The organism is Paenibacillus sp. XP01, from assembly GCF_057364885.1.
This window is the reverse complement of sequence record NZ_CP139481.1, coordinates 2,629,389-2,641,181: the sequence shown is the minus strand read 5'-3', so window position 1 is coordinate 2,641,181 and position 11,793 is coordinate 2,629,389. Positions and strand designations below refer to the sequence as shown.

Sequence of the window (11,793 nt, the reverse complement as noted above, 5' to 3'; positions counted from 1 at the left end):
CCATCGATTCGGCTTTGTTCTCGGTTTCCGTCTTTTCCCGACAACGGGTATGCTGCCCAACACGCAGGTTTTGTTTGCGCTTTGCCGAGAAAAAAAGCGTTCCGACAGGCAGACCAGGCTGCCAGTTGGAACGCTTTTCGTTTAGCGGATGGACGCTACCTTGCTGCGAGCACCGACCATCCATGCATAGATCAGCAATGCGCCCAGATCCGCACAGGCAATGACGATCGCCATCGGCACCGCCGTTCCTTCCCCGCCCAAACCGACGAGTGGGGCCACAAGCCCGCCGAACAAAAACGTCATGACGCCGATCAGCGCTGAAGCGCTGCCTGCGGATTTCCCCTGATTGGCCATGGCTAACGCAAAGGAAGCGGTGTTGACAAGCCCGACGCTGGATACGACCAAAAACAGCGGGATCAGCACGCTGAACAGCGGTCCACCCAGCAATATCGCCACAAGCAGGGAAATCCCTCCGACCACGGCCATGGCCAATCCGGCGACGAGCAAACGCGTTTCGCTCACCTTTCCAGCCAAACGGCCGGCCACCTGACTGGCGATGATGATGCCAAGCCCATTAACGGCGAAGCAAAGGCTGAACATCTGCGGAGAAATGCCGTACACCTTTTGCAGGACAAACGGCGAACCCGATATGTACGCAAACATGCCTGCACCCACGAAACCTTGCGTCAAGGCATAACCCATAAACAGGCGGTCACGCGTAATATTGCCGAAGGTCGACAGCGTTTGTTTCAGACCGCCGCTCGACCTGCGTTCGGCCGGCAGCGTTTCGCCCAAACCGAAAATGACGGCAAGCAGCGTAAGGACTCCGATCAGCGACAGCAATATGAATACGCCTCTCCATGACGTAAATGCGAGCAATTGCCCGCCGATAATAGGCGCCGCGATTGGAGCCACCCCGTTAACCAGCATCAGCAGCGAGAAAAACCGGGTCAGTTCCGGTCCCTCGTAAGCATCCCTGGCCACCGCGCGGGAGATGACGATGCCGGCAGCCCCGGCAGCTCCCTGGATGAACCGCAGTACGATGAACGAACCCATCGTTGGGCTAACCAGACACAGCACGGAGGCGAGCGTATATAGAATCAGTCCGAAAATAAGAGGCGTGCGTCGTCCGCGAACGTCGCTCATCGGTCCGGCCAGCAGCTGCCCTGCGGCCAAACCTACCATGCAGGCCGTCAGGCTAAGCTGGGCATAGGACGGCGAAGATTGAAAATCCTCGGCCAGCACGGGCAGCGCAGGCAAATACATATCGAGGGACAACGGTCCAAAGGCGGACAAGGTTCCCAAAATCAGTGCCATGCGTACCCGCGACGCAGGCTGGGGAGCTAATGAAACCAACGTTTTTTTCATCAATTGTTACAAATTCCTTTCCGCGGTCACCATTCTTGCTTGTGCTATTCCCCGTCTCCGAGCAATCTCAGCAAATTGGAAGGCAGCGTAAACTGCTGATTGTTGATGATGATGCGCCGCATCTGTTCTTCGTCGCGTTCGCTCTCGGCATCCTTGATCTCCTGGATTTCGTTATGCAGCCGTTCCATCTGTTGATCCAGGGCATTCGCCGAATCGGCCGCGCTTTTCAGTTCCTTGAGCAGACGCTCGGGCACTTCTTTGTTGTATTTATAAAAAATTTTGTGCTCCAGGCTGGCCCAGAAATCCATGGCGATGGTACGAATCTGGATTTCCACGCAGGCGCGCTCTTCCCCGTTGGACATATAGACCGGAATTTCCACCAGCAGGTGCAAGCTTTGGTAGCCGTTCGGTTTCGGGTTTTTGATGTAATCCTTTACTTCCAGCACGCGCAGATCGCTTTGGTTGCATAACATATCTTTGATCCGGTAAATGTCGGAAATGAACGAGCAGGTAATGCGCACCCCCGCAATGTCCTTGATGTTCTTTTTGATGCTTTCGAACGTCAGCTCATGATTTTTGCGGAACATTTTGTTCATGATGCTTTCTGGCGATTTCAGTCTGGACTTGGTGTGCTCAATCGGGCTGTAGTCATGCAGCGACTGGAATTCTTCCTTCAGCACCTCGATTTTCGTTTCCATCTGATCCAGGGCGAATTTATAGATCATCATAAATCTCGTAATTTCGTATTTAAACTTCTTGAACTGGTCAATCGGATTTGGAGCGTTCATCATGATAGCTCTTCCTTTCTCTAAGCACGCAAAATGGTTTGGAGACAAGCCAGCACGCTTCTCTCCCGCTCTATTATAAAACATCTTGAGCCAATAAACGAATTTACAGCGTCATCCAGCTCCCCGCCAAGGCCAATGATGCGCCCTCCCTGTCCTGCTTTAGAGAGATCACCGACAGTTTGCACCAGCCTTTATTTTGGGCATCATTGCGGTATACTTGAATGGTTAGCGCTTCTCAGGAAAGGAAGATTGGCATGTCCCGAACGGCTCAGCAAAAATTCGCGCTTTTATCCCTATGTATGGCAGCCGGGATGGTCGACGTCATCGGTTATCTTGGACTTGGACACGTGCTCACGGCAAACATGACAGGCAACATCGTGCTGCTCGGCATCGCGATTGCCCATGCCCAGGAAATCGTCGTGATCCGCTCCCTGCTCGCTTTGGCAGGTTTTATCGCAGGCAACGCATTTGCGGCAAAATTGATCGGTCCGGGCCAAAGCGGCTGGTCCAAACGCGTTACGCGTGTATTGATCGCGGAAAGCCTGCTGCTGCTTTTCTTTGCGATCGTTATGACGACTCATTTCAGCATACACTGGCCGGGCCTGGTCATTGTTGTGCTCGGCGCAGCCATGGGCATGCAGACGACGGCAGCCCGCAAAATCGGCATGGCCGGCATTTCGACGACGGTGCTGACCAACAATTTGGCTGCGGTCGTCGAAGATGCGGCCAACATGTTCCGGCGTTTCGGCAAGGTGGACAGAGAGACTGCGCGAAACCGTCTGTCAGGAGACGACAGCCTGCGCGTTATGGCTGTAGCCATTTATTTGACAGGCGTCATCATCGCAGCATTTTTGTTCCACCATGTTCCAAAAGTGGCAGTCTGGCTGCCCGTTCTGCTCGTCGGCGGCGTGGCGATCCGGGCCCGAACGGGCTTTGGCTCGGATCGGCGGCAACCATCCGGTTCGGGCAACTAACGGACTACGCATGAAGCAGCTGGCATATACAGTCCAAGCACGAGGTTGGATTCCACCGGCATAAGAATGCCGGGGTTCATCACTCTTTCCGATGCAGCTTGGCTGCCTCCTGCCGGATCAGTTCCACGAGATGTTGGGCGGCGGGAGACAGCTTCTCCCCGGCCCGGGTACAGACGGCCAGTTTGTTTTTCAAATGTACGCCCTTTACCCGCACGCGGGCCAGCCTCCCGTGCCTCACATCCTCCTTCACCACCAGTGAAGATATGAAATTGGCTCCGTACCCCGCTTTGACAGCACTGATGGTTTCGTTGAGTCCGTTGAACTGCAGCGCGATGCGGGGCGCCGCCACATTAAACGTACTGCACAGGGAAAATAAACGCTCCCTCGTCGCACTGCCTTCCTCGCGCATGATGAACGGCTCTGCCACCATATCGCCAAGCTCCACCTCCTGCCCGGCATACCGGTGATCCGGATGGACCACGAACCACATGTCGTCTTCAAACAACTCGTCCCAATGCACGCCTGGTTGCGAAATTCCGCTTCCGCCATACAGCGCTACTTCGGCTTCATAACTGAGAAGCTCGTCGAACGCTTTTCGGGTGTTGGTCGTGCTGATCACCAATTCCACGTCTTCGTACAATTGCTTGAAACGGGCAATCCAGGCCGGCAGCAAAAAATTGGAAGGCAGATACGTTGCCGTAATCCGGACGAGTCCCTTTTTGCCTGAGCGAATACCCGCAACATAGCCGTCCACTTCCTGCTCCAGCTTGAACAGCCGTTCCGCATACTCCATCAGTTGTTTTCCCGCGTCGCTGGCCTCCCTCTTTCTGCCTACGGCAACAAAAAGCGTAACTCCGAGTTCCTGCTCAAACTTCCGAAGCTGGGAAGAAACGGCCGGTTGGCTAATGCTGAGTTCCTCCGCCGCCCTCGTAATGCCGCCGTGCTTGACGACAGCATGAAACAATCGCAACCCGTGCAGATTCATCCTTTGGGCCTCCTTACATCCTTTTAACCATAACTTTAATATATGTTTACATATATAATATATATTTTATTTATATTCAATCAAGCGATATAGTGGTATCAGGAAAACAAAAACAACTTCTTTGCTCGCAGAAAGGAAGATGAGCCATGAACCATCCGCATGAATCTGTCTCACAGCAAACCTGGACGCAAGTTGACGAATATCTCAATCATATCCTGATCCCGTCTGATCCTTTGTTGGAAAAAGCACTGCTTGCCAATGCCCAGGCCGACTTGCCGACCATTGACGTAACCCCGAATCAGGGACGATTGCTGCAGCTGCTGCTGAGCATTCAGCATGCCGAACGCGTGCTGGAAATCGGCACGTTGGGCGGATACAGCACGATCTGGATGGCTCGGGCACTGCCGGAGCATGGGCGGATCGTCACATTGGAATCGGAGCCCCATCACGCCGAGGTCGCTCGCACCAATCTTGAGCGTGCAGGACTCGCAGGCAAAGTTGACATGCGCGTCGGACCTGCGCTAACGACCTTACCGGACGTGTGCGAAGACTACCGCGAACCCTTTGACTTCGTTTTTATCGACGCGGACAAACCGAGTAACCCGGACTATCTCCGGTGGGCACTGCGCATGACCCGTCCGGGCAGCCTGATCGTTGGAGACAACGTCGTCCGAAACGGCGAAGTTGCCGATAAACACAGTACCGATCCGCGCGTGCAAGGCGTGCGTACCTTCCTGGACATGATCGGAAATCACCCCCGTCTGGAAGCAACGGCATTGCAAACCGTGGGCAGCAAAGGATATGACGGCTTTGTCATAGCACGCGTAATCTGATGACGTGACCCGCCCCGAAAAATAAACACCGGTCAATTGTTCCGAAATCCCCCTAATCCTGTTACACTTGAATGATCGCATGGGAGATGACTGGGGGAGAAGGCTTGAGAATTCCACGACAAATTACATCTGAAATTCGGGGTTGGCCCCGCAACATCCAGCTTTTTTTTCTGGCAAGCCTGCTGTACCAGATCGGAAACGGCATGTTTTCCGTCCTGTATAACTTATATATTCAGGGGCTTGGCTACAACGATACGATGAACGGCCAAATCATTAGCGTGCAATCGCTCGCAACGGCGATCATGTTCGTGCCGATCGGGCTGTGCGGCGACCGCTTCAGCCGCAAGCTGCTGCTGATTGCCGGCGCGCTGTTCAGCGGCATTTTTTTGGTCGGGCGCTCGTTCGACTACTCGGATAGCGGCCTGATGTGGTTCGCGGTATGCTCCGGCCTGTTCGCAGCCGTGTTTCAGGTGCTGGCCATTCCTTTTCTGGCCGAAAACGTGAAAAAGAGCGAACGGCTCAAAATGTTCAGTTATTATTCATCCTTGGTTCTGGCTTCACAGGTGCTCGGCAGCTTGGGCGGCGGAGTGCTCGCCGATCTGTTTCATTCCATGGGCATGGCCAAGGTCGCCGGTCTGCAGACCGTGCTGATCGCTGGCGGCATCGCCACCTTTGCTGCGTTCATCCCGCTGTTATTTGTCACGGAAAACAAGGAGCTGCCTTCGGCTTCCGAGCCTGAGCCGCTTTCTTCTGCAGCTGGACCGGACACGTCCGGATACAAGGATCGTCATCCAGCATCGATCAACCCTGAGAAGGCAATGCTCAAGAAGGATTCTCGACTGATCGGTCAGTTTGTTGTTACGCAGCTGTTGATCGGCTTTGGCTCCGGACTTGTCGTGCCTTACCTGAACCTGTATTTCACCAACCGTTTCTCGGTATCCGTGAGCGGCATGAGTCTGCTTATTTCGCTCGGGCAGATCATGACGATTGTGTCGATGCTCATCGGACCAACGCTGGCAGCCAAAGTTGGCAGCGTGCGTGCCGTCGTGCTCTTTCAGGTCATGTCGCTGCCGTTTCTGCTGCTGACCGGTTTCACCAACCTGCTGTTCGTTGCTTCGGTGAGCTTCTTGTTCCGGCAAGCGCTCATGAATGCGGCCAACCCGATCCACTCGGCGATCCTTGTGGACAAAGTATCCGACGAGCGGCGCGGCATTGCCAATTCCCTGATGCAAACCGCCTTTATGATCGGCTGGGCCACGATGGGCCCTGTGCAATCTTATCTGGTCACCACGTACGGAACATACTGGGGGTATGCCGTCACGTTCAGCATTACGGGCGGGTTATACGTGCTCTCGTCCTTGCTATACTTCATGATGTTCAGAGAGCCCAAACCTTCGGCCAAGAGCCTGTACAAATTCAACACATAAACAATGCATGGGCCATTTTCCAGTCAGAAGTAGTAACTAACCATGGGAGTCACGCCAAATGAAGAGATCCACAGACCCACACCCGGCGTGACGATCCGTTTTATTGTTCAGGCATAACCAAAGAGCATCCCCGGAACGTGCCGAAGGATGCTCTTTGGTCATGATCATTATAGGAGTGTTTTCAGTCCTATTGTCCGATGGGGGACGTCTCCCGTTCCAGCCAGGTCAAAATGTCGAATGCCTCCTGGTCCGTACTGCCGCACATCTCCATCGAAGCTTGCAGCTCGCCGCATACAGCAGGCCGTTCCTCGCGCCCAAACAAGCGGCATCGGTTGTCATCCGTCAGCTGCACGCAGCGTACCCCCGCAGGTTTGCCGCCTTCCATACCTGGAATCGGTGAACTGATGGAAATAGCGATGCAGCATGCGGCACAACCTGTCCTGCATTCCATATCATCTCGCCTCCTTCAAATGTTTGCTGTACCTGCTTTCTCCTCATATGTCGATCAACCGTCAACCGTCAACCGTCCCGTCAGGGGCTACGATCGATTCACCCATGTCCAGATCCGTGCCAATCCTTGCGCAATCCTGCGATTCATCGTACTGCTGTCAAAATAACCGCTGTGGCTAAGCGGACTCCATTGGACAAGCCATCCTCCCGCATGGATCTCGATGTCCTCCTTGACTGCCGCTTCATAGGCAGGATCGATCGGTTTGAGCGGATAACCCAAAATATCGTTCCGATCATAAAAGTTCACCCATTCCCCTGATATGCCTGGAAGATAGGTATCCGCCAGGGGAGACGGCACGGCAATGGGCCGATTGAATTCGTGATATCGCAGGCTCCAGAGCGGCAGCGTTGTTCCAAAGGAATAAAAGGCGGTTAACGTATCTCCGCGTTCCAGCGCAGAATTGGGATCAATGATGCTGGGCACCCGGCCGGAAGGAAATTGCAGATCATAGAAAAAATTGCTGGCGATCACCGCCCCCAAGCTGTGTGCGATGACGCAAAGCGGCGTTTCCGGGCCATTGCGGCCGGATAAGGCGTGCATGGCTTTGGATAACGTGGCATGTACGGCATCGTAATGATGCCCATGGTTTTCTACAGGCTGATAAGCCACGGCGTCCGCCAGATAGTGAATGATGAAGCGGCGCAAAAGCTGATAATTCAACCCTTGGTCCTTGACAAGCTTTTGGTAAAGCTCCTCCTCTTTTTCGGCAAACACATCCGCCCAAAACACCGGCTCGATATCGAGGCAGGCGGCAGCCGCCCCAGGCAATACCATGACCTGATCGAATTCCTTGTTCAGCCGGGAGATCAAGGTATCGGCATAATCCTCCTTTTGCATGCCCAGTCCGTGAATGACCATTACCGCCACGCGTGTCATGGCACTCCTCCTCCGCTATTCCATCGATTCATGTGTCCTGATCGGCGTTTGTTGAACCTTATGAGCGAAACGGGACAAACATGCACATTCCGCCCCGAATGACATTCCGGTCCTTGCTGAGAAGCTGGACGAACCTTCGTGATTCTTCATCCTTGTTCCTAAGTGTACCATGCCTGCAACGCAAAACGAACCGGCTTGGGAATCATATGCTCCCATCCGGTTCGCCTGCGTACGACTGCGGTTAAACTCTTTTATTTTTTCAGATGAATATGGAGTACATCTTCACGATTGTGAACGACACTGCCCGTAAACGACTCTACCCGCTCCACCATATCCTGTCCATCCGGCACGATGATCGGGGTAATGAGCGGATAGCCGGCAGCCTCTATCACATCGCGATCGAATTCCAGCAGCGTTTGTCCTGCCTTGACGCGGTCTCCTGCCTGGACATGCACTCGGAAGCCTTCGCCCTTGAGCGAAACGGTATTGATGCCGACATGGACCAACATCTGCACCCCGCTCGCATGCTCCAAAATGACGGCATGCTTGCTCTTGATGACGTGGGCGACCTGCGCATCGAACGGAGCTGCCACGCTGCTGCCGGAAGGTTCGATCGCGACCCCGTCTCCCATCTGCTTCTCCGCAAATGCCGCATCAGGCACCTGTTCCAGCGGCACGGCCGTACCGCTTAGCGGTGCACGTACTTCAAGCACGTTAATCGATTCGTCGTTTGTGTTTTTTTCGCGTTCACCGCCGTTTGCCGCGGCCTGCGATACCTCGGCCCGCCCGGTTTCGGTTGTCGGCGCGGTTGCCGTTTCTGCCTGCGCTTCCGAAGCTGCCGAAGCGTTCGCGACACGCCCTTCCCTTCGGACCTTCATCCTGCCAAAGACCACCGTGAGCGCAAACGGCACGATCAGCACGATCGCCATGCCAATGAAGAACACACCCCATTTATTCGGAAAAATGGATAGAAATCCGGGCACGCCGCCCACGCCGATCGACGTGGCCTGAACGTCGTTCATCGTCAGCAGCACGCCGCCGATGGCCGAACCGACCATCCCGAAAATAAACGGATATCTGTAACGGATGTTCACGCCGAAGATTGCCGGCTCGGTGACCCCTAGGAAAGCAGAGATCGAAGACGTGGCGGCAAGGCCGCGCATTTTACGTTCGCGCAGCACCAGCATCATCGCCAATGCGGCTGAACCTTGAGCGATGTTGGATAAAGCCAGCATCGGCCATAGAAAGGTACCGCCTTGGCTGCCGATCAGCTGCACGTCCACGGCCAGAAACGTATGATGCATGCCGGTAATGACCAGCAGCGCATACAATCCGCCATAGATCAATCCGCCAAGGGCCGCATACGAATTGTAGATATACATGAGTCCGTCCGTAATCGCGTTTGCGATCGCAAACGTGACCGGACCGATGATCGTAAACGCAAGAAATCCGGTGATCAGCAGCGTAACCGGCGCAACGACGAGCAGTTTCACCGAATCGTGAACCCTTTTGTTCAGGAACGTCTCCAGCTTGGCCAGCAAATACGCCGATACCAGCACAGGCAGCACCTGACCTTGATAGCCGATCTTCTCGATTTCCCAGCCGAACAGGTTCCAGGTCGGCACGGTGCCTTCGTTGACCGCATCGGCATACCCGTAAGCGCTGAGCAGGTCGGGATGCACCAGAATCAAACCCAGCACGATCCCGAGCAGCGGGCTTCCGCCGAATCTCGTCACGGCCGACCATCCGATCAACGCAGGCAGAAACGTAAACGCCGTGCTTGCGATGGTGTTGATGATCGATGCAAGATCCTTCCAGGCCGGATAAACGTCAACGAGCGAACGCTCATCGAAAAAGATGCCGGGGCCGGTCAAAATGTTGTTGATCCCGAGCAGCAAACCTGCCGTAATAATGGCCGGCAGAATCGGGATAAAGATGTCCGACAGCGTTTTGATGGCGCGCTGGATCGGATGCTGTTTTTTGCCCGCGGCGGCTTTTACGTCGTCCTTGGAAGCACGGTCGCCGCCCGTAATCCCGATCATCTCATCGTATACCTTGTCTACGAGACCGGGCCCGATGACCACCTGGAATTGGCCTTGCGAGGAAAATTGCCCTTTGACCAGGTCGTTCCGGTCAAGCGCCTCGCTGTCGACCTTGCTTTCGTCGACGAGGGCAAACCTTAATCGCGTCACGCAGTGCGTGGCCGCTTCGATGTTTTCCTTGCCACCGACCGCTTTCACGATATCTTCGACTTGTTTGCGATCCATCAGCTTCGCTCCTTTCCTGTGCCGTGATTCGTGGGCGGTTCCTCTTGGGAAATCAGCCACATGTAAGATGCAAAAGGCTCAAGGCAAAGCGTTGGTTCCAGTTCGGGAATCGTTTTCGTATTGCCGATCAGCAGTTCATGCCGCTTGTCTGCCACATGCGCCTGCCAGACCTCCTCCGGAAACCGGAAGCGGGATTCCTGTTTGCTGAAGCTGGAAACGACCAGCAGCGTTTCCTTCCCGTTCGAGCGGGCATAGGCAAACACCTCCGAATGCCCTTCATCCAGCCGTTCGTACAATCCATCCGTCAGCACCTGCACTTGCTTGCGCAAGGCAATTAATTTTTGGTAGTGGTAATACACGGATTCCGGATCGGCCAATTGTCTTTTCACATTCAACTCGGGGTATCGTTCATCGATTTTGATCCAAGGCGTGCCTGTCGTGAATCCCGCATTCTCGGTGTCGTCCCATGGCATCGGTATGCGCGAGTTGTCCCTTGAACGCTTTTTTACGATCTCGAACGCCTCGGCAGCCGACTTGCCGCCCTCTTGCTGCAGCAGCTTAAACATATTCGTGGACTCGATGTCCCGGAACTCGCTCGCATCCTGCCATACCGGATTCGGCAGGCCGATCTCTTCCCCTTGATAAACGTATGGAGTTCCTTGCAGTCCGTGAAGGGTCGTCGCCAGCATCTTCGCGCTTTCCGTCCGATATTCGCCATCGTCGGCAAAGCGCGACAACGCCCTGGGCTGATCGTGATTGTTCAGGAACAATGCATTCCAGCCTCCCCCCGCCTGCATGCCTGTCTGCCAATCGCTGAGCAGTCGCTTCAGCGCCTCGAAATCGTAAGGCATCAGCTCCCACTTCTGCCCGTTTGGATAGTCCACCTTTAAATGATGAAAGCTGAACGTCATCGAAAATTCGCGCGACTCCGGCCTGGAATACCGGATGCAATGCTCCAGCGTCGTGGATGACATCTCCCCTACCGTAACCAGCTGGTAAGGCCCGAACACCTCCTCGTACATTTCGCGAATGTACTCGTGCACCTTTGGGCCGTCCGTGTAAAAACGGCGTCCGTCCCCGGGCGGCACGCTGCCGTCATCGTCGGGAAAGCGCTGATCCTTCGAGATCAGGTTGATCACGTCCATGCGGAAACCGGCCACACCCTTATCCGCCCAGAACTTGAGCATTTTCCGCACTTCAGAACGCACCTGCTCATTTTCCCAATTCAGATCCGCCTGCGTTTTGTCGAACAAGGTGAGGAAATACTGCCCTGTTTGTTCGTCATACTGCCAGGCCGGGCCCCCGAACTTGGACTGCCAGTTGTTCGGCACGCCGCCGTCCGGCGCAGGGTCACGCCAAATGTAGTAGTCCCGATACGGGTTGTCCCGGGACGAGCGGGCCTGTTTGAACCATTCATGTTCTGTAGACGTATGGTTCACCACGATGTCGATCATCAGTTTCATGCCCCGTGCGTCAAGCCCTTCCAGCAGCGCATCCATATCTTCCATGCTGCCATATTCGGGATTGATTCGGTAATAATCGGCTACATCATAGCCGTTATCCCGCTGCGGGGATATGTATACGGGCTGCAGCCAGACGATATCGATACCCAAATCGTGCAAATAGTCCAATTTTTCGATCAGGCCGGGGATGTCTCCCGTGCCAGAGCCTGTGGTGTCTTTAAAGCTTTTGGGATATACCTGGTACACCGTGGACGTTCTCCACCACGATGAGAGTGCTGTGTTTTCCGAACTCATGCTGCCG

At 54.7% G+C, this 11,793-nt stretch carries 10 protein-coding genes; 3 read left to right on the top strand and 7 right to left on the bottom strand.

Annotated elements, in window-relative coordinates:
* Positions 1–141 precede the first annotated feature (141 nt).
* Positions 142–1,368 carry a multidrug effflux MFS transporter gene (locus SNR34_RS12335; RefSeq protein WP_486182003.1) on the bottom strand — a complete coding sequence of 409 codons (1,227 nt, stop codon included), beginning with the start codon at positions 1,366–1,368 and terminating at the stop codon, positions 142–144.
* A gap of 44 nt (positions 1,369–1,412) precedes the next feature.
* Positions 1,413–2,156, bottom strand: a complete 744-nt coding sequence (locus SNR34_RS12330) for a GTP pyrophosphokinase (protein ID WP_236419636.1) — start codon at positions 2,154–2,156, stop codon at positions 1,413–1,415.
* Between the two features lie 254 nt (positions 2,157–2,410).
* On the opposite strand from SNR34_RS12330, the gene SNR34_RS12325 reads away from it, so the two are divergent.
* Complete coding sequence (locus SNR34_RS12325; RefSeq protein WP_486182002.1) at positions 2,411–3,130, top strand: YoaK family protein; 720 nt, start codon at positions 2,411–2,413, stop codon at positions 3,128–3,130.
* Positions 3,131–3,209: 79 nt separating this feature from the next.
* On the opposite strand, the gene SNR34_RS12320 is transcribed toward SNR34_RS12325, so the two are convergent.
* Positions 3,210–4,115, bottom strand: a complete 906-nt coding sequence (locus SNR34_RS12320; RefSeq protein ID WP_339277776.1) for a LysR family transcriptional regulator — start codon at positions 4,113–4,115, stop codon at positions 3,210–3,212.
* A gap of 146 nt (positions 4,116–4,261) precedes the next feature.
* Between SNR34_RS12320 and SNR34_RS12315 the strand changes: the two genes are divergently transcribed.
* Together SNR34_RS12315 and SNR34_RS12310 are read left to right on the top strand one after the other, a co-directional pair.
* Positions 4,262–4,948, top strand: a complete 687-nt coding sequence (locus tag SNR34_RS12315) for an O-methyltransferase (protein WP_236419407.1) — start codon at positions 4,262–4,264, stop codon at positions 4,946–4,948.
* An 86-nt stretch (positions 4,949–5,034) separates the two neighbouring features.
* Positions 5,035–6,375, top strand: a complete 1,341-nt coding sequence (locus SNR34_RS12310) for an MFS transporter (RefSeq protein WP_486182447.1) — start codon at positions 5,035–5,037, stop codon at positions 6,373–6,375.
* Positions 6,376–6,562: 187 nt separating this feature from the next.
* Here SNR34_RS12310 and SNR34_RS12305 read toward each other — a convergent pair whose 3' ends face one another.
* From SNR34_RS12305 to treC, 4 genes are all read right to left on the bottom strand, one after another.
* Entirely contained in the window at positions 6,563–6,826 is a 264-nt protein-coding gene (locus SNR34_RS12305) for a YkgJ family cysteine cluster protein (RefSeq protein WP_236419388.1), read from the bottom strand.
* Positions 6,827–6,913: 87 nt separating this feature from the next.
* The gene (locus SNR34_RS12300) at positions 6,914–7,762 is read right to left on the bottom strand and encodes a chemotaxis protein (protein ID WP_486182001.1); all 849 of its coding nucleotides are present in this window, start codon (positions 7,760–7,762) and stop codon (positions 6,914–6,916) included.
* A 251-nt stretch (positions 7,763–8,013) separates the two neighbouring features.
* Positions 8,014–10,029, bottom strand: a complete 2,016-nt coding sequence (treP, locus tag SNR34_RS12295; protein WP_486182000.1) for a PTS system trehalose-specific EIIBC component — start codon at positions 10,027–10,029, stop codon at positions 8,014–8,016.
* Positions 10,029–11,786: an alpha,alpha-phosphotrehalase gene (gene treC, locus SNR34_RS12290; RefSeq protein ID WP_486181999.1), complete on the bottom strand. Its 1,758-nt coding sequence runs from the start codon at positions 11,784–11,786 to the stop codon at positions 10,029–10,031. Before treC ends, treP begins: the two co-directional genes overlap by 1 nt.
* Between the last annotated feature and the right edge of the window lie 7 nt (positions 11,787–11,793).

Bases quoted from the DNA above. Each gene is read 5' to 3' on its own strand.
- SNR34_RS12335 (WP_486182003.1), bottom strand. From the start codon at position 1,368: ATGAAAAAAACGTTGGTTTCATTAGCTCCCCAGCCTGCGTCGCGGGTA.
- SNR34_RS12330 (WP_236419636.1), bottom strand. From the start codon at position 2,156: ATGAACGCTCCAAATCCGATTGACCAGTTCAAGAAGTTTAAATACGAA.
- SNR34_RS12325 (WP_486182002.1), top strand. From the start codon at position 2,411: ATGTCCCGAACGGCTCAGCAAAAATTCGCGCTTTTATCCCTATGTATG.
- SNR34_RS12320 (WP_339277776.1), bottom strand. From the start codon at position 4,115: ATGAATCTGCACGGGTTGCGATTGTTTCATGCTGTCGTCAAGCACGGC.
- SNR34_RS12315 (WP_236419407.1), top strand. From the start codon at position 4,262: ATGAACCATCCGCATGAATCTGTCTCACAGCAAACCTGGACGCAAGTT.
- SNR34_RS12310 (WP_486182447.1), top strand. From the start codon at position 5,035: ATGACTGGGGGAGAAGGCTTGAGAATTCCACGACAAATTACATCTGAA.
- SNR34_RS12305 (WP_236419388.1), bottom strand. From the start codon at position 6,826: ATGGAATGCAGGACAGGTTGTGCCGCATGCTGCATCGCTATTTCCATC.
- SNR34_RS12300 (WP_486182001.1), bottom strand. From the start codon at position 7,762: ATGACACGCGTGGCGGTAATGGTCATTCACGGACTGGGCATGCAAAAG.
- treP (WP_486182000.1), bottom strand. From the start codon at position 10,029: ATGGATCGCAAACAAGTCGAAGATATCGTGAAAGCGGTCGGTGGCAAG.
- treC (WP_486181999.1), bottom strand. From the start codon at position 11,786: ATGAGTTCGGAAAACACAGCACTCTCATCGTGGTGGAGAACGTCCACG.